This is a genomic window from Sphingomonas taxi, assembly GCF_000764535.1.
Taxonomy (GTDB): domain Bacteria; phylum Pseudomonadota; class Alphaproteobacteria; order Sphingomonadales; family Sphingomonadaceae; genus Sphingomonas; species Sphingomonas taxi.
The window spans coordinates 1,711,444-1,737,506 of the sequence record NZ_CP009571.1 but is presented as its reverse complement, the minus strand read 5'-3'; the positions used below and the strand labels follow the sequence as shown (position 1 = coordinate 1,737,506).

Below are 26,063 nucleotides of genomic sequence, written 5' to 3'. Positions count from 1 at the left end.
TTCGGGACTCCTGGGCTCCTGCTTTCGCAGGAGCACTGGGCGACTGTCGCATACGTCTCGTCATCCGGTGGCGAGGTCGCCCGGTCGCCGTTCCTTGCCGACGACGCCGCGATGACGACCCGCGCGCTCCAGCTTACTTTCCCCCGGCCACCCGCCAGATCGTGTTGCCGACGTCGTCCGCGACCAGCAGCGCGCCGGTGCGGTCGCCGATCACGCCGACGGGGCGGCCGCGCGCCTTGCCGTCGGCATTAAGGAAGCCGCTCAGCACGTCGATCGGTTTGGCCCCGTCCGCGGGGAAGCCGCGCGCCGCGAACGGCACGAACACCACCTTGTAGCCCGATACCGGCTTGCGGTTCCACGAGCCGTGTTCGCCGATGAACGCGCCCTGCGCGAAGCGGTCGCCGAGCTTGACGTCGCCGGCGAAGGTCAGGCCGAGCGCGGCGACGTGCGGCCCGAGCGCATAATCGGGACGCTTGGAATATTGCTGCAGATCGGGGCGCGCCGGCTCGACGCGCGTATCGGGATAGCCGCCCCAATAGAACCACGGCCAGCCGAACTGGTCGCCGAGCTCGACCTGCGTCAGATAATCGGGCGCAAGATCGGAACCGAGCATGTCGCGCTCGTTGACCACCGTCCAGAGCTGCTTGTTGAACGGGCTGATCGCCATCCCCTGCGGGTTGCGAAGGCCCGAGGCATAGACGCGGAAGGTCTTCTGTTCGGGATAGACTTCGAGGATGTTGGCGCGATATTTCTCCGCGTCGAGCCCGTTCTCGGCGATGTTCGACGACGAACCGACGCCGACGAACAACGTGCGGCCGTCGGGCGCGGCGACCAGCGTGCGCGCCCAATGGTTGCCGCCGCCGTTGAGCTTGACCACCAGTTCCGGTTTGGCGGCGATCTGCGTCGCGCCCTCGGTATAGGGGGCGCGCACCACCGAATCGGTGTTGGCGACGTAGAGCTGGCCGCCGAGCAGCGCCATGCCGGTCGGCGAATTGAGCCCGGTCATGAAGACGTGGCGCTGTTCGGCGACGCCGTCGCCGTCCGCGTCGCGCAACAGGGTGATGCGGTTGGCCGAGGGGACGCCGGCGCCCGCCTTGCCGAGCAGCAGGCCCATGACCCAGCCCTGAATGCCCCCGCCCTTGCGCGGCGGACTGTTCGTCTCGGCGACGAGTACGTCACCGTTGGGCAGGCGATACAGCCAGCGCGGGTGATCGAGGTTCTTCGCGAACGCCTTGACGGTCAGGCCGGCGGCGGGGGTGGGGGTCTCGCTGCCCTGCCAGCCGACGACATCGGCGACCTTGACGGTGGGCAGCGTCTGTTCGCGCGGCGCGACGATCTGCGGCCGCTTGCCGGTGACGCGGTCGAACGGCACCTGCGCGGTATCGGGCCAGGCGAGATAGACGACCACCGCGATGGCGATCACGACAAGGAGCGCGGCGACGCGCAGGACGTGCTTCAGCATGACGCCACGATAGGGGGGCAGCCGCGCGCGCGGAAGGGGAAAGGTGGGGGGGCAGAAGGTATGTCCGGTCCCACCCATTCCGTGATCCCGGACGTATCGGAACCCCGGCAGGACTTTTACGAGTGCTCCTGCGAAAGCAGGAGCCCAGGAGTCGCGAACGCCATAGGACGTTCTGCTTGGCTCTGGGCTCCTGCGTTCGCAGGAGCACTGCGCTGACCTACCGGTGATGGGGACTTTTAAAGGGTCTCGATCAAGTCGTGCTCCCGCTTGCGCGGGAGCACGACTTGATCAGCCCGGCAGCAGGTCGTAGCGGTCGGCGTTCATCACCTTGGTCCAGGCCTGGACGAAGTGCTTGACGAACATGCCTTGCGCGTCCGACGCGGCATAGACTTCGGCGAGCGCGCGCAGCTGCGAGTTGGAGCCGAACACCAGATCGGTGCGCGACGCGGTCCATTTCTGCTCGTGCGTCGCCCGGTCGGTGCCGAGGAATTCCTCGTCGCTTTCGTCGCTGATCTGCTTCCACGCCGTGCCCATGTCGAGCAGATTGACGAAGAAGTCGTTGGTCAGCTGCCCCGGCCGGTCGGTGAACACGCCATGCTGCTTCGCCTTGGCGTGGTTGGCGCCGAGCACGCGCAGGCCGCCGACCAGCACCGTCATCTCCGGCGCCGACAGACCGAGCAACTGCGCCCGGTCGACCATCAGCTCCTCGGTCGGAACGTTGAACTTGACCTGCAGATAGTTGCGGAAGCCGTCGGCGCGCGGTTCGAGCACGTCGAAGCCCTCGGCATCGGTCCGCTCGGCCGAGGCGTCGGTGCGACCGGGGGTGAAGGGCACCGCGATCGTATGGCCGGCCGCCTTGGCCGCCGTCTCGATCCCGACCGAGCCGCCGAGCACGATCAGGTCGGCAAGCGACACCTTCTTCGCGCCCTTGCCGTCGAAGTCCGCCTTGATCCCCTCATAGACCGACAAGACGCGGGCGAGCTGCTCGGGCTGGTTGACCTCCCAGTCCTTCTGCGGGGCGAGGCGGATGCGCGCACCGTTGGCGCCGCCGCGATGATCCGAGCCGCGCCACGTCGAGGCCGAGGCCCAGGCAGTGGTGACCAGTTCCTCGATCGACAGGCCGGAATCGGCGATCGCCGTCTTCAGCGCGGCGACGTCGCCGTCGTCGATCTGCGGATAATCGGCAAGCGGGATCGGGTCCTGCCAGATCAGCTCTTCCTGGGGCACTTCCGGGCCGATCAGGCGGATCTTCGGCCCCATGTCGCGATGCGTCAGCTTGTACCACGCCCGTGCCCAGGCATCGGCGAAATAGGCCGGGTCGGCGCGGAATTTCTGGCAAATCGCATTATACGCGGGGTCGACCTTGAGTGCCATGTCAGCGGTGGTCATCATCGTCGGCACGCGCTTGCCAGCGGTATGCGCCGCCGGGGCGAGCGTCTCGTCGGGACTGCCGACCGGCTGCCACTGATGCGCCCCCGCCGGGCTCTTCACCAGCTCGTACTCATGGTCGAAGAGCATGTCGAAATAGCTCATGTCCCACGTCGTCGGCGTCGGCGTCCAAGCGCCCTCGATGCCCGAGGTGATGGTATGGTCGCCCATGCCGCTCTCGTGCGTCGAGGTCCAGCCGAGGCCCTGCGAAGCGATATCCGCGCCCTCGGGCTCGACACCGACCAGCTTGGCGTCGCCGGCGCCATGCGCCTTGCCGAAGGTATGGCCGCCGGCGGTCAGTGCGACGGTCTCCTCGTCGTTCATCCCCATGCGCGCGAAGGTCTCCTTCATGTCGCGCGCCGAGCCCTGCGGATGCGGGCAGCCGCCCGGACCTTCGGGGTTCACGTAGATGAGGCCGTGCTGGATCGCGGCGAGCGGGCTTTCGAGCGCGAGGCCGGCTTCCTCGTCGATACGGGTCTGGCCGAGCCATTCCTCCTCGGTGCCCCAATAGACGTCCTTCTCGGGCTCGAACACGTCCTCGCGGCCGCCGGAGAAGCCGAAGGTCGGGCCGCCCATCGATTCGATTGCGACGTTGCCGGCGAGGATGAACAGATCGGCCCAGCTCAGCTGGCGGCCGTATTTCTGCTTGATCGGCCACAGCAGGCGACGGGCCTTGTCGAGATTGCCGTTGTCCGGCCACGAGTTGAGCGGCGCGAACCGCTGCTGCCCGGCGGACGAGCCGCCGCGGCCGTCGCCGGTGCGATAAGTGCCGGCGCTATGCCATGCCATGCGGATGAAGAACGGGCCGTAATGACCGTAATCGGCCGGCCACCACGGCTGGCTGTCGGTCATCAGCGCGGTCAGGTCGGCCTTGAGCTGATCATAGTCGAGGCTGAGGAATTCCGAACGATAGTCGAAGTCGTCGCCCATCGGATTGCCGCTGACGCCCTTCTGGTGGAGGATGTCGATCGACAGCGATTCGGGCCACCAATCCTTGGCGGTGCGACCGAGCAGGCGGCGCTTGGCGGCGGCCTGCTTCCTGGGGTCGTTGATCGGGCTGCCTTCGGTGATGGCGTCCATGTTCGTCTCTCCTCGATCGGGTCTGTCTGGCGTCACGCACACATTCCTGTGCCGCGCCGGTATGTTGCTATTGCTACCGGAGCGGGACAGATCGGGAAAACGCGAATTCGCGAAGGCGGTGATCGAAATAGGCGATCAGTATCGGCCGCATCGCGGCCGAAGGTGTCGCATCACTTCGCGCCTTGGGTGCGTTTCGCGACGATGCGGCTGTGGGTGGCTTCGGCGGCGGCCTGGACGAAGGCGGCTTCGGAGTCGGTCGTGCCGTTTCTGGCATAGGTGACTGCGAGATCGCCGACGCGGGCGTTGTCGCGGCGAAGATCGCCGGCGTCGACCCTGGAGAGCTGTCCGGACCTGCGCCCGGCGCGGATGTCGTCGTGGTTCTTGGCGACCTGATAGGCGGCCGGGGCGGGCGGGGTCGCGCGGATCGTCGTCCACGCCTGTGCCAGCGCCGGCGTGGCAAAGAGCGCCGCGAGACACAGGAGGGCGGGGCGGATCGTCCGCTGACCGTTCGACAAGGGCTGCATGCACACCTCCTATCCGTTCGCCTGCGATCATCGCCATCGCGGCTGAACGGGGGCTGAGTGCGCTCAGTCCTCCTCGATCTCGCGCGTCACCGGCGGGTGCAGCCGCAGGCGGTGAATGCGTCGCTCGTCCGAATCGAGCACCTCGAGCTTCCAGCCGCTGGGATGATCGACGCATTCGCCGACGGTCGGCACATGCCCCGCCAGCACCGCGGCGAGCCCGCCCAACGTATCGACGTCGTGATCGGTCTCGCCCAGACGCGGGTCGATCAGCGTCGCGGCGTCTTCCAGCTCGGCACGCGCATCGGCATCCCAGGCGCCGCCGTCGATCGGCACGAGCAGCGCCTCGGGTGCCTCGTCATGCTCGTCCTCGATCTCGCCGACGATCTCCTCGATCAGATCCTCGATCGTGACCAGCCCCTCGGTCCCCGAATATTCGTCGAGCACCACCGCGAGATGGACGTGGCTCGCGCGCATGTCGGCGAGCAGGTCGAGCGCGCCGCGCGACATCGGCACGTAGAGTGGCTCGCGGATCAGGCCGGAGATGTCCGCGGGATGCTCGGCGCCGGTGGCGAGGATCGCGAACACGTCCTTGATATGGACCATGCCGATGATCGTATCGAGCTCGCCGCGATAGACCGGCAGGCGGCTGTGGCCCGCCTCGGCGAAGATCTGGACGAGATGCGCGAAGGTGGTGCCTTCCTCGACCGCGACGATGTCGGCGCGCGGCACGCCGACGTCGCCGGCGTCGCGCTCGCCGAAGTGGAGCAGGTTGCGCACCATCTGCCGCTCGAGCGGGGTCAGGTCGCCCTTGGCGTCGGGCGCGGGATCGTCCTCGTGCCGATCGATCGCCTCCTCGAGCTGTTCGCGGAGGGATTCTTCATGCGCCCCGCCGAAGATCAACGTCTTCAGCCCGCGCCAGATGTTCGATTCGCTGGGGTCGCCGTTGCCGGCGCTACTTCGGTCGTCTGCCATGGCGGCCGTATCAGTCCTCTCGCACTAAATAAGGGTCCGAAATGCCGAGCGTGGCGAGCGCCTGACGCTCGATATCCTCCATCGCTTCGGCTTCCTCGTCCCCCATATGGTCATAGCCTAGCAGATGCAGCGTGCCGTGCACCAGCAGGTGCGTGGCATGTTCGGCGACGCTGACGCCCTTCTCGCGCGCCTCCGCCTCGCAGACGCCATGGGCCATGACGATGTCGCCGAGCAGCAGCTCGCCGTCGTCGCTGTTCTGGCTGACCGTGTCGATCAGGTCGGGCTGGACCATCGGGAAGGACAGGACGTTGGTCGGCTTGTCCTTCTGGCGATATTGCGCGTTGAGCGTGCGCACCTCCTCGTCGCCGGTGAGGCGGACGCTGATCTCGACCGTCGCGGCGGTGGTGAGCAATTCGCCATAAGGCGTGAGCCCGATCGCGGCACGGGTGGCGCGCGCGGCGAGCGCGTCCCAGTCGGTGTCGGCGGGCCAGGGCTCTTCGCGGGCGAGTTCGATCTGGATCATGCAAGGTCCGTCTTTGAGAAATCATCGCCCTTGTAGAGCAGGCGGGCATCGTGCGTCTTGGCGCAGGCATAAGCGAAGCAATCGCCCATGTTGAGCCGGGCGGGGTGGCGGCCCTTGCCGTAGCGATCATAGGCTGCGGTCGCGATCATCGCCTCCGCGGCGCCGATCGATACGAGATGCATAGCGGCGCTCTGCCGAGCATCGCTGATGCACCGACGAAGATGGTCAATCGTCTTCCTCGTCGTTCAGCGAATCGTAGAACGCCTTGTCGGCGACCTGGCCGGTGGGCTCGCCCAAGGGGTGTGCCTGCCGCCACGCCTCCATACGCTCACGAAGGCTCACCACCTTGGTTCGCTCCAGTTCCTGCTCTGGGTGCAGCCGGGCATCGTCGACTGCCGCCGTCTCGCTAATGCCCAGCAAGGCACCGACTTCGCAAACCGGATCGGCCATATCGCTCTTCTCGGGATAGAGGGACGCCATAAGTGCTCCTGATATCCTCACAAAGCCACAGAGATATACATTCCGTTCAAGCGCCCGGCCCCTCATAGGCCTCGACGATCCGCCCCACGATCGGATGGCGGACGACGTCGGCGGCGGTGAAGCGGGTCATCGAAATGCCCTCGACGCCTTCGAGCCGCATCGTCGCATCCGCCAGCCCCGACGAGCCGACGCCGCCGGGAAGATCGGTCTGGTTGGGGTCGCCGCAGATCACCATCCGGCTGTTTTGGCCGAAACGGGTGAGGAACATCTTCATCTGCGCCGGCGTGGTGTTCTGCGCCTCGTCGAGAATGACGAAGGCGTCCGCCAGCGTGCGGCCGCGCATGAAGGCGATCGGGGCGATCTCGATCTCGCCGCTCGCGATGCGGCGCTCGACCTGCTCGGCGGGCAGGCAGTCGTGCAGCGCGTCGTAGAGCGGGCGCAGATACGGATCGACCTTCTCCTTCATGTCGCCGGGGAGGAAGCCGAGCTTCTCGCCCGCCTCGACCGCGGGGCGCGACAGGATGAGGCGCTGGACGCTGCCGGTGATGAGCTGCGACACCGCCTGCGCGACCGCGATATAGGTCTTGCCGGTGCCTGCCGGCCCGAGCGCGAAGATCATGTCGTTGGTCGACAGTTCGCGCATGTAATGCGCCTGCGCCGGGGTGCGCGGCACGATCGTCTTCTTGCGGGTGCGGATCATCACCGAGGGGATGGCGCCGCGTTCGGTGCTGACGATGCCGTCGAGCGTGGGTTCCGACGCCATCGCGATCGAGGCGTCGACGAGGCCGGTGTCAATCTCTTCGCCGCGTTGCAGGCGGTGATACAGGTCCTGGAGCACGTCGCGGGCGAGCGCGACATGCTCGGCGCTGCCCTCCAGCCCGACGCGATTGCCGCGGGCGGTGATATAGACGCCGAGCCGGTTTTCGAGCGCGACGAGATTCTGGTCATATTGCCCGAAGAGCGTGGCGAGCAATTGCGGCTTGTCGAACAACACCTCAGCCCGGCTGCGTTCACCGGAGCGGGCGGGGACGGGCTTGCGACTCATGCGGTCCTTTCATGCCGTGATGGCATGAAAGGAATGTGGGATGCGGGCGGGCGAAAGGGAAGCGGGAAAGGTCGATTTCACGCGAAGGCGCGAAGAAGGGTGGTTCGCGCGGAGAAGCGGAGACGCGGAGATGTCGCGCGAAGATGCCGCGTCAGCGACTTGCATTCTAGCCATTGGGATCGAGATGCTTTGCGCCACGCGCAACACTTTCGTGTCTCTGCGCCTCTGCGCGCAAATCAGGCCGCTACGCGCACCCGTTCGGCACCCGCAAGCGATACCGGGCCGGCGGAGAGCAGGTCGACCGAGACCATGTCACCGATCGCCGCGTCGGTCATCAGATGGATTGATTGCAGCCATGGCGACTTGCCGAGCATCTGGCCGGGCAATTTGCCGCGGCGTTCGATCAGCACGTCGCAGCTGCGGCCGACGCTCGCCTGGTTGAACGCCTGCTGGTCGCGGCCGAGCGCCGCCTGCAATCGTTGCAGCCGCTCGTCCATCACCACCTCGGGGATCGCGCCGGCCATGTCGGCGGCGGGCGTGCCGGGCCGCGGGCTGTATTTGAAGGAATAGGCCTGCGCATAGCCGACCGCGTCGACCAGCCGCAGCGTCTCGGCGAACTCCGCCTCGGTCTCGCCGGGGAAGCCGACGATGAAGTCGCCCGACAGCGCGATATCGGGGCGGACCGCGCGCACCCGGTCGAGCAGGCGCAGATAGGAGGCGGTGTCGTGGTTGCGGTTCATCGCCTTGAGCACGCGGTCGCTGCCCGCCTGCACCGGCAGATGGAGGAAGGGCATCAGGCTCTCGACGTCGCCGTGCGCGTCGATCAGCCCCTGCCGCATGTCGTTGGGGTGGCTGGTCGTATAGCGGATGCGGGCGAGGCCGGGGATACGATCGAGCACGCGGATAAGATCGTGCAGTCCGCGCCCGTCATCGTCCCAAGCGTTGACGTTCTGGCCGAGCAGCGTGATCTCGCGTGCGCCGGCGTCGACCAGCGCCTTGGCCTCGTCGACGATCGCCGCGAACGGGCGGCTGACCTCGGCGCCGCGCGTATAGGGCACGACGCAATAGGTGCAAAATTTGTCGCAGCCTTCCTGCACGGTGAGGAAGGCGGAGGGGCCGACGCGGCGGCGCGCGGGCAGCGCGCCGAACTTCGACAGCAGCGGCATGTCGGTGTCGAGGCTGGGCGTGCCGGCGGCGGCGCTCGCCACCAGCGCGGGAAGATTGTGATAGGCCTGCGGGCCGACGACGACGTCGACATGCGCGCGGCGGACGATTTCGTCGCCCTCGGCCTGCGCGACGCAGCCGGCGACCGCGATCATCGGTGCGGTCCGCTCGTTCACCCGCGCATTCTTGCGCAGCCGGCCGATGTCCGAATAGACCTTCTCGGTCGCGCGATCGCGGATGTGGCAGGTGTTGAGCACGACGAGATCGGCACGATCGGGATCGTCGGTCGCGGTCATCCCCTCGGCCGCCATCAGTTCGGCCATGCGCTCGCCGTCGTAGACGTTCATCTGGCAGCCGAACGACTTGACGTGGAAGGTCTTGGGCGGGGTCTGGGGTTTGTCCGCGGGAGTCATGCCGGCGCGCATACAGGATGTGGGGGGTGGTCGCCAGCGGGTAACCTGTTCCTCCCTCGGGAGTAGAGGGGGATCGTGCGGCAGCCGTATGGCGAAGGGGGAGGGTTGGGTTGGGAGCTCAATCAACAAGCTCCACCCCTTCCTCCCCCTCCGTCAGCGCTTTGCGCTGCCACCTCCCCCTGGCGGGGGAGGAACTGGGTTACATCGTGCCGGCGGCGCCGCTCTGGGCGTGGGCGAGGTGCTTCTCGATGATCGGCACCGCGCTGGTCGCGACTTGGCGGAGCGCCGGATCCTGGCCATCGGTGGCATAGCCCTTGTGGAGTGCCCAGGCGGTCTTATGCGCGTCGGCCTGCTGCTGCATGTAGAGGGCGTCGAAGCCGTCGGCGGGTGCCGACTTGAGCGCCGCGATCTTCGCCGCATTGGGTTCGGACAGCGCCTTGCCGGGCTTCGCGACCTTGGGCTCGGTCTTGGGGAGCGCCGCCATCAGCGATTTGGTGGTCTGCATATGGTCGGCGATCATCTCGCGCGCGAAATCCTTGGTCGCCTGGCTTTTCGCCTTGGTGAGCGCGAGTTTGCTCGACTGGATCTCGTACATGTCGCCGTCCGCCGCCCAGGTCACGTAATTCTGAGCCGGCGTGCCGGTGAGCGGCGTCGCACCGACCTGGGTCGGAGTCATCATGCCGACGTCCTGTGCCAGCGCGCTGGCAGATGTCGCGGCGAGGGCAATCGTGCTGATACAAATCAATATCTTGCGCATGTCTATCTCCTGGGATCGAGCTGTCCAACGACTGCCGGTGGAAGCTGTTCCTTCTTGGCCTAGACTTGGCGAAATCTATGGCGGAGCCGATCCGGGCAGGTCGAAATGTTGCGGCGCATCAGGGATGCCACCCGCTTCGCCATTGCGAATAAACGCTGTACGGTCGGGTCATGACGATCATGACGCGCTCCGCTATCGCCCTGCTGCTCGCCACCGGCTGCGGCGCCACGCCCGCCTTCGCGCAGGAGGCGGAGGTCGACGCGCCACGGCGCACGCGGATCGGGCTGGGGCCGCAGCTCGTGCCGCGTTATCCGGGGGCCGATTCGTTTGCGCTGCGGCCGTTCGTCGACGTGTCGCGGACCCGTGGCGATACGCCTTTCGCCTTCGAAGCGCCGGATGAAAGCGCGGGCTTTCCGATATTGCGCGACGACCGGTTCCAGTTCGGGCCGGTGATCGGCTTCGAGGGTCGCCGGCGCGCCCGCGATGTCGGTGGACGGCTGCCGAGCGTCGGCGCCACCGTCGAGCTCGGCGGCTTCGTCCAATATGCCCTGAGCGACGCGCTGCGGCTCCGCGTCGAGGCGCGGCAGGGGCTGGGCGGACACAAGGGGCTGATCGGCGTGGTCGGCGCGGATTATATCGCACGCGATGCCGACCGGTGGCTGTTTTCGATCGGACCGCGGGTCACGCTGGCGGGCGCGCGCTACAATCGCGCCTATTTCGGCGTCGCCGCCGCGGATGCGGCCTTCGCCGGGCTGCCGGCGTTCAAGGCGGACGGCGGTTTGCAGGCGGTCGGGGCGACGGTGGGCGCCTTGCGGCAGCTGACCCCGCATTGGGGCGTGTCCGGCTATGCCAAATACGACCGGCTGGTCGGCGATCCCGGCCGATCACCGGTGGTGCGCGCCTTCGGCTCTCGCAGCCAGCCTTCGGTCGGGCTGGCGCTAAGCTATACGTTCGGCGCCGGCGTGCATTGAGGCGGCGGCGGGTTCAGGCGGCGTCCTCGATCGCCGCCCGTGCCTGCGTGGCGATCGCCTTGCGATTGCCCGCCGCGGCGGGATCGAATGGCGCGAGCAGGTGGAGCGTCACCGGAAAGCGTCCCCGTCGCCGCAGCACCCGCAGCGCATGCGCCCCGCCGGGCTCGTCGCCGACCCAGGCGAGCTCGGGCGTCGCCGTGCCGTAATCGACTCGGATGGGTTGGACGCGCACGCCCGGCGGCGGCGGGTCGAGCGCGGCGAGCAGCGCTGCCTTGAACGGCAGCAGGGTGACGCCGTCGCCGGTGGTGCCTTCCGGAAAGACGGTCACCGGCCCGCCGGCGCCGATCGCGGTGCGGAGCTGCGCGATTTGCGCGGCCACCTGTAACCGGTCGTCGCGGCTGACGAAGAGGGTGCGGTTGAGCGTGCACAGCCAGCCGACCAGCGGCACGCCGCGCAACTCGCCCTTGGCGACGAAGGCGCTGCCGGTGGCCCCGGCGATCGCGAGGATATCGATCCAGCTGAGATGATTGCTGAGGAACACCACGTCGCGATCAAGCGGCGTGCCAACGACGCGCACCCGCGCGCCGACGATCCGCGCGACCAGCCCGAGGAACCGCCGTGGCCAAAGCGAAGGCCGGCGGAACAGCCGGCAGACGCCGTGCAGCGCGAGGCCGCCGAGGAGGGCGACGACGAGCGCAAGCAGGCGGCCGGCGAGGCGCAGGTTGGCGATCATCGCGACAAGGAGGGTGCCGGTATCACAACCACTTCATCACCCCGGATTTATTCGAGATCTTTGCGGCAGCCCGCCAAGTGCTCCTGCTTCCGCAGGAGCATTGTTGTGAATCGCGGGGATGCGGACTTTCCGGCAGGGCTCGAACGCGTCCGGGGTGACGGAGCTCATGGGGCGATCGATCGAATCTATACTCGCCGCCAGATGTGTCTGGTGTGGAATACATCGGCGGCCACCCCATCGGTCACGAGACGGCGGCCGCGCTCACGCCTTGCGGTCGAGGCTGACGCCGTACAATTCCATGCGGTGGTCGACGAGGCGGAAGCCGAGCTTCTCGGCGATCGCCTTCTGGAGCTGTTCCAGCTCGGGATCGACGAACTCGATGACCTTGCCGGTCTCGACGTCGATCAGATGATCGTGATGCGCCTCGGGCGAGGGCTCGTACCGAGCGCGGCCGTCGCCGAAATCGTGACGGTCGAGGATGCCCGCCTCTTCGAACAGCCGCACCGTGCGGTAGACGGTGGCGATCGAAATCCCCGGATCGATCGCCGAGGCACGCTCATAGACCTTCTCCACGTCGGGATGGTCTTCGGCTTCGGACAGGACGCGCGCGATGACGCGGCGCTGTTCGGTGATACGCAGGCCCTTCTGGTTGCAAAGGGCTTCGAGATCGATCTTGCGGGGCATGTCCCCTATGTAGTGCAGGTGGCTTGTTGCGAAAAGCGAAACCGACTCGCAAAAAGCAGATGGTCAGATCGCGCGGCGATAGGTGTGCGCGTCGAACGCCTGGCCGGTCTTGCCGCGATAGTAATTGCGACGCTCGCCGACCTTGGCGAACCCCTGTTCGGTATAGAGGCGGACGGCGTCATTGCCTTCGCGCACCTCGAGATGCAGGTCGGCGATGCCGGTCGCCTGCGCCTCGGCGATGACGCCGCGCAGCAGCGCACGGGCGATGCCGCGACGGCGCCAGACGGGATCGACCGCGAGCAACAGCAGCTCGGCTTCGTCGGCGACGCTGCGCACCATCGCGAAACCGGCGGGGGCTTCGTCGACATAAGCGAGCGTCAGCCGGACGCCGGGCATCGCCAGCACGCCGAGACACTGGTTGCGCGTCCACGCCTCGCCGAAGCGCGGTTCGAACGCGGCGGCCATCAGCGCATCGACCGTGGCGACGTCGCGGGCGTCGCCGGTACGCAGCATCACCTGACGCGTCGCCATCACGCGGGCACCTTTCCGCCCGGCAATTTGGCATCGGGGGCTCGGCCGTAGACCGGGCGTGGCGGCAGCGTCGCGAGCGCCTGCGGCAGCAGCAGCGCATCGGACGCGTCGGGTAGCGCGGGCTGGCCGGCGAGCTCCGGCGCGACCTGCTGCAGCCAGCGCACGCCGTTGCCGACGGGATAACGATCGCCGAGCGCGGCGATCGCGACGTCGGGTTTGAGCGAGGCGAGGTCGTCGAGCGGCGCGGGGCCGGCGGTGAAGGACTGGACGAACACCTCGCCATGGCCGCCCTCCAGCATCACCGCGATTTCGCCGGTGCGGCCGGCGGCGAAGTCGGCGGCGGCGATCAGCGACAGGCTGGAATAGCCGGCGACGCTCGCATCCCAGCCGAGCGCGAGCCCGCGGGCGGCGGCGATGCCGACGCGCAGGCCGGTGAAGCTGCCCGGGCCGACGTCGACGAGGATATGCGCGGCGCGGCCACCGTCGGGCAGGTCGGCGATCATCGGCAGCAACTGCTCGGCATGGCCGCGGCCGACCTCGCGATGCTGCGCGGCGATGACACGGCCGTCCTCGATCAGCGCGACCGAACAGGCGGCGGTGGCGGTGTCGATGACGAGGGTGCGGGAAGGGGCGTCGGTCATGTTTGGACTGCTTTGCGACACGCGAGCGCGGCGGACAAGCGCGGTTTTCGTCAGTGCTTTCACGCGAGATAGGCGCGACCGTGCCTTGTCCACTCGTCACCCCGGACTGGTTCCGGGGTCCACTTTGCGGCGAGGGGAGTGGCTCGAAAGGGAAGCATACGCCTGCCGACGGGTGGACCCCGGAACCAGCCCGGGGTGACGGAGAGAGTAAGGCGACGGCTCGCCTTCACTCCACCGTGTCACGCGATCGTGTTGAACCGTTCGAAGCCCGGCCGGGGCAGGCGGTCGTGGACGCTCGCCGGATCGCCATAGCCGAGCGTGGAGATGAAGTTGGTCCGCACCCCCGGTCGGTCGGCGAAGAACGCCTTGTCGACCGCGCCCTGGTCGAAGCCCGACATCGGCCCGGTATCCAGTCCGAGCGCGCGTGCGGCGATGATGAAATAGGCGCCCTGCAAGGTCGAGTTGCGGACCGCCGAGGCGGTGCGCAGCTCGGTATTGCCGTCGAACCACGCCTTGGCGTCGACGTGGGGGAACAGCTCGGGCAGGTGTTCGTGGAACTCGACGTCCATCGCGATGACGACGCTGACCGGGGCTTTCAGGATCTTCGCCTGATTGGTGTCCGACGCGCAGGCGGCGAGCTTCGCCTTGGCATCGTCGCTGACGCACCAGACGAGTCGTGCGGGCAATTGGTTGGCGCTGGTCGGGCCCCACTTCATCAGCTCCCAGATCGCATGGAGCTGATCCTCGGTCACCGGTCGGTCGGTATAGCCGTTGTAGCTGCGCGCGGTGCGGAAGATGCGGTCGAGCGCGGTATCGGACAGGGGGTCGGACATCAGACGGCTCTCACCTCGGTGACTTCGGGGACGTAATATTTGAGGAGCTGCTCGATGCCGCTCTTCAGCGTCGCGCTGGACGAGGGGCAGCCGGCGCAGGCGCCCTGCATGCGGAGGAAGACCTTGCCCTTGTCGAACCCGCGATAGACGATGTCGCCGCCGTCGTTCGCCACCGCGGGGCGGACGCGCGTGTCGATCAGCTCGCGGATCTGCGCGACGATGTCGGCATCGGCGGGGTCGTCGGTCAGTACCTCTTCGTCGGCGGGGACGCTGAACCCGGCGCTGCCCTGACGGAACAGCGGCATGTTGGCGGCGAAATGGTCGAGCAGGATGGCCAGCACGTCGGGCTTGAGGCTGTGCCATTCGACGCCGGGCGCGGCGGTGACCGACACGAAGTCGCGCCCGAAGAACACGCCGGTGACGTCGCCGAGCGCGAACAGCATCTCGGCGAGCGGGCTCGCCTCGGCTTCCTCGGGGGTGGCGAAGTCGCGCGTGCCGGCATCCATGACGGTGCGGCCGGGCAGGAACTTGAGCGTCGCCGGATTGGGCGTGGTTTCGGTCTCGATCAGCATGAGCGTCATGTGGACCGTGGGGGGCGGGGGATCAAGCGTAACGGCGGAAAGGGATTGTTTCCGCGTCCCCTGAATTCCTCCGGCCAAATTCCTCCCCCTCCACCACCACGCTGACGCGTGTCGGTCCCCCTCCCCCTTGCGGGGGAGGATTTGGTTACGCCTCGAGTTGCTCGACCGCGGCGTTCCAGCTTTTGATGTTCGCGCGCGCCTCCTGGACGAACGGCGATCTCCGCACCACGCCGAGGAAGAGGTCGGCGATCCATTTGCCCGGATTGCGCAGCGGGCGTTCGAACTGGACGAGCAGCACCACGCGCGTCCCCGCGCTGTCGTTCCACACCTCGTGGTCGTAGGTGTCGTCGAAGACCAGGGTCTCGCCCTCCGCCCAGCGGACGATGCGGTCGGCGACGCGCATCCGCACGTCGCCGTCGCGCGGCACGAACAGGCCGAGGTGGCAGGTGATCAGCCCCTTGGTGACGCCGCGATGCGCCGGGATGTGCGTGCCGGGCGCGAGGATCGAGAAGAAGGCGCTGTTGAGGCCGGGGATGCGCGCGACCAGCGCCTGCGTCGCCGGGCAGCGCGCCAGATTGTCCTCGATCGGATAGCCATAGCCCCACAGGAAGAACGAGCGCCATTTGTCGACCTCGGCGATCGACCGGTGATCGGGCGAGATCGTCGCGAGGCTCGGCGCCGGCTGTCCCTGCAGCGCCACCGCCGCGGCCTCGTCGCGGATCGTCTGCCACTGGTCGCGCAGCAGCGCGGTCCAGCCGAACTGGCGCACGTCGAGCACCGGATCGTTGGCGACCAGCGACGAGGCGGCGATCATCCGGTCGAACAGGCCGCGCAGCCGCTTGCCGATGCGGATGATCAGCGGCCGGCCGGGCTCGGCGGCGAGCGGCGCGGGCTGGGTGGGCACGGCCTTGCCCGAGTTCCGCCACATTGCGGGGGCCGCTTCGTTCATACCGGTCGTCATTACAGATACCATCATCGAGTCGCGTCGGGCCCGTCGTTGCCCGGCTGCACCAAGACCGTCGGGCTACGCCCCGGCTGGGGCGAAATGATGACCGAAACGAGGAGGATACGGTCACGCTGGCGGGGTCGCACCGCAATCGCTAGAGAGGGGGACTATGGCGTTTTTCACCCGCGCGTTCGCGCCCGTACTCGTCCTCGCCCTCGCGTCGGCGACGCTCGCCCAGGTCAGGGCTCCCGCCCGGCCCGCATCCTCCACCGCTGCCGCCCCGGACGCCGGGGTCAAGGTCGATCCGACGCCGTGGCTCTACAAGGGCAGCGACCTCGCGCACGATCCCGCCTGGGTGTTCGGTACGCTGCCCAACGGCCTGCGCTATGCGGTGCGCAAGAACGGCGTGCCGCCGGGGCAGGTGTCGATCCGCGTCCGCATCGACGCGGGTTCGCTGTACGAGAAGGACAGCGAGCGCGGTTATGCGCATTTCATCGAGCATCTCTCGTTCCGCGGCTCGGAATATGTCCCCGACGGCGAAGCGAAGCGGGTGTGGCAGCGGTTCGGCGCGACCTTCGGCTCGGACAGCAACGCCTCGACCACGCCGACGCAGACGCTCTACAAGCTCGATCTGCCCTCGGCGACCGACCAGACGGTCGACGAGAGCCTCAAGATCCTGTCGGGGATGATGGCGGCGCCGGCGCTGACCGATGCCGCGGTGTCGGCGGAGCGGCCGATCGTGCTCGCCGAGCGGCGCGAACAGCCCGGTCCGCAGGTCAAGCTGCAGGACGCGATGAACCGGCTGTTCTTCGCCGGCCAGCCGCTCGCCGAACGCTCGCCGATCGGCACGGTCGAGACGCTCGACGCGGCGAACGGCGCGAGCATCAAGGCGTTCCACGACCGCTGGTATCGCCCCGAACGCGCGGTCGTCATCATCTCGGGCGACATGGACCCGGCGACGCTGGGCCAGATGGTGACGCGCCATTTCGCCGGCTGGAAGGGTAACGGCCCCAACCCTGCCGATCCCGATTTCGGCAAGCCCGATCCGAAGCAGCCGACCTCGGCGACGCTGGTCGAACCCGGCCTGCCGCCGCTGGTGATGATGGGGGTGATGCGCCCCTGGCAGTACAATGACGATACCAAGATCTTCAACCAGAAGCGGATGGTCGACACGATCGCCGCGAAGGTGATCAGCCGGCGGCTCGAGCGGCGCGCGCGCGCCGGTGCGAGCTTCGTGCAGGCGGGGGTCGACCTCGACGACCGGTCGCGCTCGGCGAACATGACCTCGGTGCTGATCCTGCCGGTCGGCGACCAGTGGGAACAGGCGTTGAAGGACGTGCGCGCGGTGATCGCCGATGCGCAGAACAGCGCGCCGACGCAGGCCGAGATCGACCGCGAATATGCCGATTACGAGGTCGCGATCCGCAACAGCGTCGAGACCGCGCGGGTCGAGGCGAGCGCCAAACAGGCCGACGACATGGCCGGCGCGCTCGACATCCGCGAGACGGTGACCGCGCCCGAGAACAGCTATGCGATCCTGACCGAAGCGAAGCAGAAGGGGATGTTCAACCCCGCTGCGGTGCTCGCCTCGTCGAAGAAACTGTTCCAGGGCGACGCCACGCGGGCGCTGGTCAACACGCGCACCGCGGAGAAGGGGACGGCGGAGAAGCTCGCCGCCGCGCTCAAGGCGGACGTGTCGACGCTGACGATCAAGCGCGCCAGCCAGGCGGCGGTCGACTTCACCAAGCTGCCGGCGCTCGGCGCCGCCGGCACGGTTGCGTCGCGCGAGCCGCTCGTCGGGCTGCCAGCGGAAAAGGTGGTGTTCGCCAATGGCGTGCGCATGCTGGTGTTCGCCAACCCCGACGATACCGGCCGCGTCTTCGTGCGGGTGCGGTTCGGCCGCGGCTATAATTCGCTGCCCGCCAACCGGCCGAGCCCGGCGTGGGCGGGCGACCTCGCGCTGATGGAAAGCGGCATCGGCAATCTGGGGCAGGACGATCTCGACCAGCTCACCGCGGGGCGGCAGCTCGGCCTCGATTTCGGCATCGACGAGGACACCTTCTCGATCGCCGCGCTGAGCAGCCCCAAGGATTATGCCGACGAACTGACGCTGATCGCCGCCAAGCTGGCGCATCCGCGCTGGGACCCGGCGCCGGTGGCACGCGCCAAATCGGCGGCGTTGACCGCGATTCCCGGTTATGATTCGTCCGCGGACGGCGTGCTGTCGCGCGATCTGGAAGGGCTGCTGCATGCCGGCGATCCGCGCTGGGCGACGCCCGACGCCAAGGCGGTCGACGCGCTGACGCCCAAGGCGTTCGAGGCGTTCTGGGCGCCGCTGCTCGCCAGCGGTCCGATCGAGGTCGACGTGTTCGGCGACGTCAAGGCGGACGAGGCGATCGCCGCGGTGGCCAAGAGCCTCGGCGCGATCCCCGCGCGCACCCAGCCGACGACGGCGGCGCCGCCGGTGCGTTTCCCCGCGCATGTCGCGACGCCGGTGCTGCGCTACCACAAGGGCCCCGACAATCAGGCGAGCGCGGTGATCGCCTGGCCGACCGGCGCCGGCGTCGCCGACATCGCCGAGGCGCGCCGTCTCGACGTGCTGGCGCAGGTGTTCAGCGACCGATTGTTCGAGCGGATGCGGCAGGCGGCGGGGGCGAGCTACAGTCCCGGCGTCGCGAGCAACTGGCCCAAGGGGCTGCCGGGCGGCGGCCGCCTGATGGCGGTGAGCCAGGTCGCGCCGGCGAACGTCGACCTGTTCTTCCGCCTGTCGCGCGAGATCGCCGCCGATCTCGCCAAGACGCCGATCGGCGCCGACGAGCTGGCGCGGGTGAAGGGGCCGTTGCAGCAGGTCTATGCGCGCGCGGCGACAAGCAGCCTGTTCTGGCTGCGCGAGCTGTCGGGCGGGGCCTATGACGATCGCCGGCTGGAGGCGACGCGTCGCATCGGCCGCGACTTCGGCGACGTGACGCCCGATGTGTTGCAGGCGACCGCGGCGAAATATCTGGTGCCGGCGAAGGACTGGACGCTGGCCGTGCTGCCGCGAAAGGGGAAGTGACGGAAATCCTCCCCCGGCAGGGCAGGGCTATCGCATATGGACGCTCGCGCAAGCCTGTCGTCTTCCAAGCCCACCCCGTCACCCCGGACTTGTTCCGGGGTCCACCCTGCGGCGAGTAGAAAGGCCTGTTTCGACACCGTTCTCTCGCGGCCCGGTGGACCCCGGAACAAGTCCGGGGTGACGAATCTGATAAAGAAACCGATCGAACTTCGCTGCCGCCGGCTCCGCCCGCAGTAAGGTTATTCAAGCTGGCGGAGGGGAGGACAGGGCGGGAGCCTTCGCGAGGCTACCTCACCCCCGATACAGCGCGTCCAGCCGGTCGCCATATTCCTTGCGGATCACGTGGCGGCGGATCTTGAGGCTGGGCGTCAGTTGCTCGTTCTCGATCGTGAACGGCGCGTCGGCCAGCACGAAGCGGCGGATGCGTTCGGTGACCGACAGATCCTTGTTCACCCGCTCCACCGCATGGCCGATCGCGGTGCGATACTCGCTGTTCTCGGCGAGCCGCTCGAACTTGCAGAGCGTGCCGTTCGCCGCGCACCATTCCTGCGTCCATTCGGGGTCGGGGACGATCAGCGCGACCATATAGGGGCGCCGGTCGCCGGCGATCATCGCCTGCACGATCTCGGGTTGCAGCGTCAGCATCCCCTCGACCTTCTGCGGCGCGACATTGTCGCCCTTGTCGTTGATGATGAGGTCTTTCTTGCGATCGGTGATCGCGATCCGGCCGGCGGCGTCGATCTCGCCGATGTCGCCGGTGTGCAGCCAGCCGTCCTTGAGCACGCGCGCCGTCTCGGCCTCGTTGCGCCAATAGCCGTGCATCACCAGCTCGCCGCGCACCAGGATCTCGCCGTCCTCGGCGATGCGCACCTCGGTATCGATCAGCGGCGGGCCGACCGAATCCATGCGGATGCCCGCGCTCGGCCGGTTGCACGAGATCACCGGCGCCGCCTCGGTCTGACCATAGCCTTGCAGGAAGGTGACGCCGAGCGACTGGAAGAACAGCCCGATCTCCGGGTTGAGCGGCGCGCCGCCCGACACCATCGCTTTCATCCGTCCGCCGAACTTCTTCGCGATCTTCGGCTTGAACAGAGTGCGGACCAGCAGTTGCGCGGGCCGGTCGGCGAGGCGCAGCGTGCCCGCATTCGCCTTCGCGCCGACGTCGAGCGCCTTCGCCAGCAGATAGGCGGACATGCCGCCCTGTTTCTCGATCGCCTTGCTGATCCGCGTGCGCAGCACCTCGAACAGTCGCGGCACGACGAACATGATCGTCGGGCGCACTTCCTCGATATTGGCGGCGAGCTTGTCGAGCCCCTCGGCATAATAGATCTGGCCGCCGAGCGAGATCGGCAGATGCTGGCCGCCGGTATGTTCATAGGCGTGGCTGAGCGGCAGGAACGACAGAAACACCTCGTCGCCCGCGCCGAAATCCTCGGCGATGACCGTCGCGCAGCCGTTGCAATTGTGCAGGATCGCGCCGTGATGCTGCATCACCCCGCGCGGCGCGCCGCCGGTGCCGCTGGTGTAGATGATGCAGGCGAGGTCGTCGCGCTGGAAGGTCGCCTCCGCCGCGGCCACCGTTGGCTCGGTCGGATGGTCGGCGATCAGCGCATGCCAGTCGTGGAAGTCGACGCCGGCCGAAGGCGCGCGCATCGGATCGATGCCGATGACGATCTGGCCCTGGTTGGAGCGTAGCACCGCGGTGAGCACAACGCGCGCGAGCTTGTCGGTGGACACGATGATGCCGCATGCGCCCGAATCGGCGATGATATGGGCATGGTCGCGCTCAGTATTGGTGACATAGGCCGGCACGGTGATGCAGCCCGCCGCCATGATCGCGAGATCGCTGATGCACCATTCCGGCCGGTTCTCGCTGACCAGCATCACCCGGTCGCCCGGCTTCATGCCGATCGCCTTCAGCCCCGCGGCGAGGCTCGCGACCTGACGTGCTGCCTCCGCCCAGCTCGTCGCGACCCATTGGCCGTCGCGTTTCGCCCAAAGGAAGGGAGCGTCGCCGCGGTCCTTCGCCCGTGCGAAGAACATCGTGACGAGATTGGGGAAACGCTCGAGGGCCATGATCTCTCCTGTCGCGGCCGGGCTCGCCGGCCCGCCGTCGTCGTTTATTCCGAAGGGCGGTTGGCGACCGGCGCCATGCGGGTCGGGTCGCTGACGCTGCCGTCCTCGCCGATCGCGACGCCCTCGCTGCGCGGATCGGCGGCGCCGACCCAACGGCCCTGCTTCCATTCGATCGCATTCGCCTTGAGCCCGAGCGGCGCGACCTGCGTGCGTTCGCCCAGCGCGGCGAGCGCGGGTTGCAACGCGGCGGCGCCGGTGCCGGTCTCCAGCGTCGCGACCGGGCCGGGAGCGTAGACGAGGCCGAGGGCGATCGCCTCCTGCGCCGACAAATTCCAGTCGAGCACGCCGATCAGCGCCTTGGCGATCTGCGCGATGATCGTCGATCCGCCCGCCGCGCCGACCGCCAGACGGACCTTGCCGTTGGCATCGTAGACGATCGTCGGCGCCATCGAGCTGCGCGGCCGCTTGCCGCCCTCGACGCGGTTGGCGACGAGATAGCCGGCATCCACCGGCACGATGTCGAAGTCGGTCAGCTCGTTGTTGAGCACGGTGCCGTCGACGACCAGCCCCGAGCCGAACGGCCCCTCGACCGTCGTCGTTACCTCGACGACGTTGCCGGCGCGATCGGCGACGGCGAGGTCGGTGGTGCCGGCGACCTCGCTGACCGGCGCCGGGGTGCGTGCCGGTGCGCCCGGCGGCGTGCCGGCGGCGACGCGCGCCATCGTCCTGTCGGTCGCGATCAGCGCCGAGCGCTTCGCGATATAGGCGGGGTCGAGCAGGCCCTTGACCGGGACGCGGACGTAATCGGGATCGCCGACGTACAGGTTGCGGTCGGCATAAGCGAGACGCGAGCTTTCGGCGAACAGATGCCAGGCGACGGGCGAGTCCTTGCCCAGTTTCGCCATGTCGAATCGTTCGAGCTGTTTGAGGATCATCAGCACGGTGATGCCGCCCGACGACGGCGGCCCCATCCCGCAGATCCGGTAGGTCCGATAGGGGACGCACAATTCGGGGCGCGGCTTGGCGTCGTAGGTCGCCAGATCGCCGGTCGTCATCGTCGACGGGTTGCGCGCGGCGCCGTTGACCGTCGCGACCAGCTTCGCCGCCTGCGGGCCGACATAGAAACTATCGGGACCCTGCCGCGCGATCCGGTCGAGCAGCGCCGCCTGTGCCGGGTTGCGCAGGATGCCGTCGGCGCCGACGGTGAAAACCGCGCGCGCCTCGGGCGTGAGATGGTCGCCGTAGGATTCGTCCGAATGGCGGAAGCGCGGGCTGACGCGGAAGCCGTCGCGCGCCAGCCGGATCGCCGGTTCGAACAAGCGCGCCCAGGGCAGTTTGCCCGACTGGCGGTGCGCCAGCGCCATGCCGCGCAGCGCACCCGGCACGCCGACGCTGCGCCCGCCCGGCACCGCATCGTCGTGGCTCAGCGGCCTGCCGGCGGCGTCGTAGAACCAGCGCGGCGTCGCGGCGGCGGGGGCAGCCTCGCGCGCGTCGATCGTCGTCACCTTGCCGGTCTTGGCGGCGTGGCTGACCCAGAAGCTGCCGCCGCCGATGCCGGAACTCTGCGGCTCGACGACGTTGAGCGCGAGCATCGTCGCGATCGCGGCGTCGGTGGCGCTGCCGCCCGCCTTGAGGATCTCGACCCCCGCCGCCGCGGCGCGCGGATCGGCGGCGCTGACCATGCCGGGCGCCTGGCGGCCGGGGGCCTGGGGCGGCGGAGCCTTGGCCAGCGCCGGGGCACTGACGGCGGCAAGGGCGAGCGCGAGTCCGATCTTCATCGCCGCAAAGCCTAACGGCTGGCCCGCCGAGGGCAAGCCGTTACGCCGTGGCCGCCGCGGTGATATCGGCGAAACCGTCGCGGACGAGGCAGGCGTCGAGCTCGGCGAGGATATGGCGGGCGAGTCCCGGTCCTTCGTAGACGAGCGCCGAATAGAGCTGGACGAGGCGCGCACCGGCGCGGATGCGCGCATAGGCTTCGGCGCCGCTGTCGATTCCGCCCGCGGCGATCAGCGCGATGCCGCCGCCGGTGGCGCTGCGCAGGTCGGCCAGTCGCTGCCGGGCGAGCGTCGCGAGCGGCGCACCCGACAGGCCGCCGGCCTCGCCCGCTTGTGGCGACCGTAGCGGCGGGCGCGAGATCGTCGTGTTGCCCATGATGATCGCGTCGAGCCCGTGGCCGATCGCGGCGCGGGCGATGCCGTCGATCGCCGCGGCGTCGAGATCGGGGGCGATCTTCAGGAACAGCGGCGTCGTGGCGCGCGCCGCGGTGCAGGCGGCGAGCAGTTCGTCGAGTGCCGCGCCGTGCTGGAGATCGCGCAGGCCGGGGGTGTTGGGCGAGGAGACGTTGATCGTGACGTAATCGGCGAGCGGCGCGGCGGCGGAGACGCCGGCGACGTAATCGGCGACGCGGTCGGTCGCGTCCTTGTTGGCGCCGACGTTGATGCCGAGCCGGCCGGCACCGCGCCGGGCAGCGCGCGCGCGGGCGAGGCCGCCTTCGAGCCCGCCGTTGTTGAAGCCCATGCGGTTGATGACCGCGCGGTCGGCGACGAGGCGGAACAGTCGCGGCTTCGGGTTGCCCGATTGGGGCAGGGGGGTGAGCGTACCGATCTCGACCGCGCCGAAGCCGAGGCCGAACAGACCCTCGATCGCCACCCCGTCCTTGTCGAGCCCCGCAGCGACGCCGAGCGGGTTGGCGAAGGCTAGGTCGCCGATACGGGTGGCGAGGCGCGGATTCGGCTTGGCGGCGGGAGCGGGCAGTTTGGCGCGCACCGCCAGCGCCTTGAGCGTCAGCGCATGGGCGCGCTCGGCATCAAGCGCGAAGAGCAGCGGGCGAAGGGCGTAGGACATGGGGTGGCCCATCGCATCCCCGACCCCGACGCTTCAAGTCCTGCCTCGCGCTTCCCCCTTCGTCATCCCGGCGAACGCCGGGACCCATGGTTGCGGTGGAGCCGCGGTGATTCGCTATCATCCGCGTCGCGCGTCCATGGGTCCCGGCTTCCGCCGGGATGACGAAGAGTAAGGGGGCGTCTGCCCGCGTCCTCCATCACCCATGACAACGCCACTCACACTGATCGCCCTTCCCCGCTTGACCGCAGCGCACAAAACCCTATCTCGCAATCGGATCGAATTGATCCGATTTGCGAAACGCTCGCAACAACCGACCGGAGCCGATGCGACTTTCCAGCCTTGCCGATTATGCGGTCGTGATGATGTCCGCCGCCGCGCGCCATTGCGGCGGTGCGGCGCGACTCAACGCGACGCTGCTCGCCGAGGAAACCGGCGTGCCGCTGCCGACCGCGCAGAAGCTGGTCAGCCGTTTGTCCAGCGCCGGCCTGATCGAGAGCGCGCGCGGTACCGGCGGCGGCTTCCGCCTCGCGCGGCCCGCCGCGGCGATCAGCCTCGCCGATATCGTCGAGGCGGTCGAGGGGCCGATCCAGATGACCTCCTGCGTGGAGGGCAGTCGCCACGAATGCGGCCTGGAGGGCAATTGCCTCGTCCGGCCGCATTGGGGGATCGTCAACGAGGCGGTCCGCGGCGCGCTTGCCGGCGTCTCGCTCGCCCGGCTTTCGCGCGCTCCCATCCACGATCCCATTCCCGCTCCGCTGAGCGAACAGGTGTAACCATGGCGACCAAGAACGCAGAGGCCTATGCGGCCGTCTCCAAGACCTACGAATGGGGCTTTTCGTCCGATATCGAACAAGACTTCGCGCCCAAGGGGCTGAGCGAGGACACGGTTCGCTACATCAGCGCCAAGAAGAACGAGCCCGAATGGATGCTCGACTGGCGGCTGAAGGCGTTCCGCCTGTGGCAGACGATGGCGGCGCCCGACTGGGCCAAGCTGAACGTGCCCCCGATCGACTATCAGGACGCTTATTATTACGCCGAGCCCAAGGCGAAGCCCAAGCTCGGCTCGCTCGACGAGGTCGATCCCGAGATCCTGCGCGTCTACGAGAAGCTCGGCATTCCGATCGCCGAGCAGAAGATGCTCGCCGGGGTCGAGGACCTCGATGCGGAGGGCAATCCGAAGCGCCGCGTCGCGGTGGATGCAGTGTTCGACAGCGTCTCGGTCGCCACCACCTTCCGCAAGGAGCTGGAGGCTGCGGGGGTCATCTTCCGCTCGATCAGCGAGGCGATCCGCGAATATCCCGATCTCGTCCGCAAATGGCTGGGCAAGGTCGTGCCGCAGCGCGACAATTATTTCGCGACACTCAACTCGGCGGTCTTCTCCGACGGTACGTTCGTCTACATCCCGGAAGGCGTGCGCTGCCCGATGGAGCTGTCGACCTATTTCCGCATCAATGCCGAGAATACCGGCCAGTTCGAGCGGACGCTGATCGTCGCCGACAAGGGTAGCTACGTCTCCTATCTCGAAGGCTGCACTGCGCCGATGCGCGACGAGAACCAGCTCCATGCCGCAGTGGTGGAACTGGTCGCGCTCGACGATGCCGAGATCAAATATTCGACCGTGCAGAACTGGTATCCCGGCGACGAGAATGGCGTCGGCGGCATCTACAATTTCGTCACCAAGCGCGCGCTGTGTCAGGGCCGGAACAGCAAGGTGTCGTGGACGCAGGTCGAGACCGGATCGGCGATCACCTGGAAATATCCGAGCTGCGTGCTCGCCGGCGAGAACAGCGTCGGCGAATTCTATTCGGTCGCGGTGACCAACAACCGCCAGCAGGCCGATACCGGCACCAAGATGATCCACCTCGGCAAGGGATCGCGCTCGACGATCGTGTCGAAGGGGATTTCGGCGGGGCGGTCGGACAATACCTATCGCGGGCTGGTCCGGGTCGGGCCGACCGCGGAGAACGTCCGCAACTTCACGCAATGCGATTCGCTGCTGCTCGGCGACCAATGCGGGGCGCATACCGTGCCGTACATCGAGGTGAAGAACCCCTCGGCGCAGATCGAGCATGAGGCGACGACCTCGAAGATCAGCGAGGACCAGCTCTTCTACGCGATGAGCCGTGGTCTCGATCAGGAGGCGGCGGTGGCGCTGATCGTCAACGGCTTCGCGCGCGAGGTGCTGCAGCAATTGCCGATGGAATTCGCCGTCGAGGCGCAAAAGCTGCTCGGGATCAGCCTCGAAGGCTCGGTAGGGTAAGATTGGGTGGGGGATGCGGGTGACGGTCTCGGTGAGACTCCCCCCACCCCCAAAGGAAGA

24 protein-coding genes are annotated in these 26,063 nt (G+C 68.1%); 4 read left to right on the top strand and 20 right to left on the bottom strand.

The window, feature by feature from the left end:
• Nucleotides 1–133: 133 nt before the first annotated feature.
• From MC45_RS07785 to MC45_RS07740, 10 genes are all read right to left on the bottom strand, one after another.
• The gene (locus MC45_RS07785; RefSeq protein ID WP_038661533.1) at nt 134–1,462 is read right to left on the bottom strand and encodes a PQQ-dependent sugar dehydrogenase; all 1,329 of its coding nucleotides are present in this window, start codon (nt 1,460–1,462) and stop codon (nt 134–136) included.
• A 288-nt stretch (nt 1,463–1,750) separates the two neighbouring features.
• Nucleotides 1,751–3,970: a catalase/peroxidase HPI gene (gene katG / locus MC45_RS07780; RefSeq protein ID WP_038661530.1), complete on the bottom strand. Its 2,220-nt coding sequence runs from the start codon at nt 3,968–3,970 to the stop codon at nt 1,751–1,753.
• 170 nt (nt 3,971–4,140) lie between these two features.
• A complete protein-coding gene (locus tag MC45_RS07775; RefSeq protein ID WP_038661527.1) occupies nt 4,141–4,494 on the bottom strand; it encodes a hypothetical protein in 354 nt (117 codons plus the stop codon).
• A 63-nt stretch (nt 4,495–4,557) separates the two neighbouring features.
• Nucleotides 4,558–5,466, bottom strand: a complete 909-nt coding sequence (locus MC45_RS07770; RefSeq protein ID WP_038661524.1) for a hemolysin family protein — start codon at nt 5,464–5,466, stop codon at nt 4,558–4,560.
• A 10-nt stretch (nt 5,467–5,476) separates the two neighbouring features.
• Nucleotides 5,477–5,989 carry an rRNA maturation RNase YbeY gene (gene ybeY / locus MC45_RS07765; RefSeq protein WP_038661521.1) on the bottom strand — a complete coding sequence of 171 codons (513 nt, stop codon included), beginning with the start codon at nt 5,987–5,989 and terminating at the stop codon, nt 5,477–5,479.
• Nucleotides 5,986–6,198 carry a type II toxin-antitoxin system VapC family toxin gene (locus MC45_RS07760; RefSeq protein ID WP_342667025.1) on the bottom strand — a complete coding sequence of 71 codons (213 nt, stop codon included), beginning with the start codon at nt 6,196–6,198 and terminating at the stop codon, nt 5,986–5,988. Before MC45_RS07760 ends, ybeY begins: the two co-directional genes overlap by 4 nt.
• A gap of 16 nt (nt 6,199–6,214) precedes the next feature.
• Nucleotides 6,215–6,469 carry a transcription factor gene (locus MC45_RS07755; RefSeq protein WP_038661518.1) on the bottom strand — a complete coding sequence of 85 codons (255 nt, stop codon included), beginning with the start codon at nt 6,467–6,469 and terminating at the stop codon, nt 6,215–6,217.
• A 46-nt stretch (nt 6,470–6,515) separates the two neighbouring features.
• Nucleotides 6,516–7,514, bottom strand: coding sequence for a PhoH family protein (locus MC45_RS07750; protein WP_038661516.1), 999 nt, complete (start codon nt 7,512–7,514; stop codon nt 6,516–6,518).
• Nucleotides 7,515–7,750: 236 nt separating this feature from the next.
• Nucleotides 7,751–9,091, bottom strand: a complete 1,341-nt coding sequence (gene miaB, locus MC45_RS07745) for a tRNA (N6-isopentenyl adenosine(37)-C2)-methylthiotransferase MiaB (protein ID WP_156143803.1) — start codon at nt 9,089–9,091, stop codon at nt 7,751–7,753.
• Between the two features lie 199 nt (nt 9,092–9,290).
• A complete protein-coding gene (locus tag MC45_RS07740) occupies nt 9,291–9,770 on the bottom strand; it encodes a DUF4142 domain-containing protein (RefSeq protein ID WP_169742532.1) in 480 nt (159 codons plus the stop codon).
• Nucleotides 9,771–10,018: 248 nt separating this feature from the next.
• Here MC45_RS07740 and MC45_RS07735 point away from each other — a divergent pair, with 248 nt between their 5' ends.
• Nucleotides 10,019–10,819 carry a MipA/OmpV family protein gene (locus MC45_RS07735; RefSeq protein WP_052075567.1) on the top strand — a complete coding sequence of 267 codons (801 nt, stop codon included), beginning with the start codon at nt 10,019–10,021 and terminating at the stop codon, nt 10,817–10,819.
• Nucleotides 10,820–10,832: 13 nt separating this feature from the next.
• On the opposite strand, the gene MC45_RS07730 is transcribed toward MC45_RS07735, so the two are convergent.
• The 7 genes from MC45_RS07730 to MC45_RS07700 all read right to left on the bottom strand — a co-directional run bounded on the left by MC45_RS07730 (nt 10,833) and on the right by MC45_RS07700 (nt 15,783).
• Complete coding sequence (locus MC45_RS07730) at nt 10,833–11,552, bottom strand: lysophospholipid acyltransferase family protein (protein WP_038661513.1); 720 nt, start codon at nt 11,550–11,552, stop codon at nt 10,833–10,835.
• 261 nt (nt 11,553–11,813) lie between these two features.
• Entirely contained in the window at nt 11,814–12,236 is a 423-nt protein-coding gene (locus tag MC45_RS07725; RefSeq protein WP_038661510.1) for a Fur family transcriptional regulator, read from the bottom strand.
• A 63-nt stretch (nt 12,237–12,299) separates the two neighbouring features.
• Nucleotides 12,300–12,767: a GNAT family N-acetyltransferase gene (locus MC45_RS07720; protein WP_038661507.1), complete on the bottom strand. Its 468-nt coding sequence runs from the start codon at nt 12,765–12,767 to the stop codon at nt 12,300–12,302.
• Nucleotides 12,767–13,408, bottom strand: coding sequence for a tRNA (adenosine(37)-N6)-threonylcarbamoyltransferase complex dimerization subunit type 1 TsaB (gene tsaB / locus MC45_RS07715; protein ID WP_038661504.1), 642 nt, complete (start codon nt 13,406–13,408; stop codon nt 12,767–12,769). The genes MC45_RS07720 and tsaB overlap by 1 nt, the downstream gene beginning before the upstream one ends.
• Before the next feature lie 239 nt (nt 13,409–13,647).
• A complete protein-coding gene (locus tag MC45_RS07710; protein WP_038661501.1) occupies nt 13,648–14,241 on the bottom strand; it encodes a malonic semialdehyde reductase in 594 nt (197 codons plus the stop codon).
• Nucleotides 14,241–14,813 carry a NifU family protein gene (locus MC45_RS07705; RefSeq protein ID WP_038666821.1) on the bottom strand — a complete coding sequence of 191 codons (573 nt, stop codon included), beginning with the start codon at nt 14,811–14,813 and terminating at the stop codon, nt 14,241–14,243. The genes MC45_RS07710 and MC45_RS07705 overlap by 1 nt, the downstream gene beginning before the upstream one ends.
• Before the next feature lie 154 nt (nt 14,814–14,967).
• Nucleotides 14,968–15,783, bottom strand: a complete 816-nt coding sequence (locus tag MC45_RS07700) for an aspartyl/asparaginyl beta-hydroxylase domain-containing protein (RefSeq protein ID WP_038661498.1) — start codon at nt 15,781–15,783, stop codon at nt 14,968–14,970.
• A gap of 154 nt (nt 15,784–15,937) precedes the next feature.
• Between MC45_RS07700 and MC45_RS07695 the strand changes: the two genes are divergently transcribed.
• Nucleotides 15,938–18,823, top strand: coding sequence for a M16 family metallopeptidase (locus MC45_RS07695; RefSeq protein ID WP_038661496.1), 2,886 nt, complete (start codon nt 15,938–15,940; stop codon nt 18,821–18,823).
• 291 nt (nt 18,824–19,114) lie between these two features.
• Here MC45_RS07695 and MC45_RS07690 read toward each other — a convergent pair whose 3' ends face one another.
• Genes MC45_RS07690 through MC45_RS07680 form a run of 3 tightly spaced genes read right to left on the bottom strand, consistent with a single transcriptional unit; the run spans nt 19,115 to nt 23,743 of the window.
• Nucleotides 19,115–20,902 carry an AMP-dependent synthetase/ligase gene (locus MC45_RS07690; RefSeq protein ID WP_156143902.1) on the bottom strand — a complete coding sequence of 596 codons (1,788 nt, stop codon included), beginning with the start codon at nt 20,900–20,902 and terminating at the stop codon, nt 19,115–19,117.
• Between the two features lie 41 nt (nt 20,903–20,943).
• Complete coding sequence (gene ggt / locus MC45_RS07685; protein ID WP_179944567.1) at nt 20,944–22,677, bottom strand: gamma-glutamyltransferase; 1,734 nt, start codon at nt 22,675–22,677, stop codon at nt 20,944–20,946.
• 40 nt (nt 22,678–22,717) lie between these two features.
• Complete coding sequence (locus MC45_RS07680; protein ID WP_245640880.1) at nt 22,718–23,743, bottom strand: quinone-dependent dihydroorotate dehydrogenase; 1,026 nt, start codon at nt 23,741–23,743, stop codon at nt 22,718–22,720.
• A 323-nt stretch (nt 23,744–24,066) separates the two neighbouring features.
• On the opposite strand from MC45_RS07680, the gene MC45_RS07675 reads away from it, so the two are divergent.
• A complete protein-coding gene (locus MC45_RS07675; RefSeq protein ID WP_052075566.1) occupies nt 24,067–24,516 on the top strand; it encodes an SUF system Fe-S cluster assembly regulator in 450 nt (149 codons plus the stop codon).
• 2 nt (nt 24,517–24,518) lie between these two features.
• On the top strand, nt 24,519–26,003 hold the full coding sequence (sufB, locus tag MC45_RS07670; RefSeq protein ID WP_038661488.1) for a Fe-S cluster assembly protein SufB: 1,485 nt from the start codon (nt 24,519–24,521) through the stop codon (nt 26,001–26,003).
• The last annotated feature ends 60 nt before the right edge of the window (nt 26,004–26,063 follow it).

Bases quoted from the DNA above. Each gene is read 5' to 3' on its own strand.
- MC45_RS07785 (WP_038661533.1), bottom strand. From the start codon at position 1,462: ATGCTGAAGCACGTCCTGCGCGTCGCCGCGCTCCTTGTCGTGATCGCC.
- katG (WP_038661530.1), bottom strand. From the start codon at position 3,970: ATGGACGCCATCACCGAAGGCAGCCCGATCAACGACCCCAGGAAGCAG.
- MC45_RS07775 (WP_038661527.1), bottom strand. From the start codon at position 4,494: ATGCAGCCCTTGTCGAACGGTCAGCGGACGATCCGCCCCGCCCTCCTG.
- MC45_RS07770 (WP_038661524.1), bottom strand. From the start codon at position 5,466: ATGGCAGACGACCGAAGTAGCGCCGGCAACGGCGACCCCAGCGAATCG.
- ybeY (WP_038661521.1), bottom strand. From the start codon at position 5,989: ATGATCCAGATCGAACTCGCCCGCGAAGAGCCCTGGCCCGCCGACACC.
- MC45_RS07755 (WP_038661518.1), bottom strand. From the start codon at position 6,469: ATGGCGTCCCTCTATCCCGAGAAGAGCGATATGGCCGATCCGGTTTGC.
- MC45_RS07750 (WP_038661516.1), bottom strand. From the start codon at position 7,514: ATGAGTCGCAAGCCCGTCCCCGCCCGCTCCGGTGAACGCAGCCGGGCT.
- miaB (WP_156143803.1), bottom strand. From the start codon at position 9,091: ATGACTCCCGCGGACAAACCCCAGACCCCGCCCAAGACCTTCCACGTC.
- MC45_RS07740 (WP_169742532.1), bottom strand. From the start codon at position 9,770: ATGATGACTCCGACCCAGGTCGGTGCGACGCCGCTCACCGGCACGCCG.
- MC45_RS07735 (WP_052075567.1), top strand. From the start codon at position 10,019: ATGACGATCATGACGCGCTCCGCTATCGCCCTGCTGCTCGCCACCGGC.
- MC45_RS07730 (WP_038661513.1), bottom strand. From the start codon at position 11,552: ATGATCGCCAACCTGCGCCTCGCCGGCCGCCTGCTTGCGCTCGTCGTC.
- MC45_RS07725 (WP_038661510.1), bottom strand. From the start codon at position 12,236: ATGCCCCGCAAGATCGATCTCGAAGCCCTTTGCAACCAGAAGGGCCTG.
- MC45_RS07720 (WP_038661507.1), bottom strand. From the start codon at position 12,767: ATGGCGACGCGTCAGGTGATGCTGCGTACCGGCGACGCCCGCGACGTC.
- tsaB (WP_038661504.1), bottom strand. From the start codon at position 13,408: ATGACCGACGCCCCTTCCCGCACCCTCGTCATCGACACCGCCACCGCC.
- MC45_RS07710 (WP_038661501.1), bottom strand. From the start codon at position 14,241: ATGTCCGACCCCCTGTCCGATACCGCGCTCGACCGCATCTTCCGCACC.
- MC45_RS07705 (WP_038666821.1), bottom strand. From the start codon at position 14,813: ATGCTGATCGAGACCGAAACCACGCCCAATCCGGCGACGCTCAAGTTC.
- MC45_RS07700 (WP_038661498.1), bottom strand. From the start codon at position 15,783: ATGACGACCGGTATGAACGAAGCGGCCCCCGCAATGTGGCGGAACTCG.
- MC45_RS07695 (WP_038661496.1), top strand. From the start codon at position 15,938: ATGGCGTTTTTCACCCGCGCGTTCGCGCCCGTACTCGTCCTCGCCCTC.
- ggt (WP_179944567.1), bottom strand. From the start codon at position 22,677: ATGAAGATCGGACTCGCGCTCGCCCTTGCCGCCGTCAGTGCCCCGGCG.
- MC45_RS07680 (WP_245640880.1), bottom strand. From the start codon at position 23,743: ATGTCCTACGCCCTTCGCCCGCTGCTCTTCGCGCTTGATGCCGAGCGC.
- MC45_RS07675 (WP_052075566.1), top strand. From the start codon at position 24,067: ATGCGACTTTCCAGCCTTGCCGATTATGCGGTCGTGATGATGTCCGCC.
- sufB (WP_038661488.1), top strand. From the start codon at position 24,519: ATGGCGACCAAGAACGCAGAGGCCTATGCGGCCGTCTCCAAGACCTAC.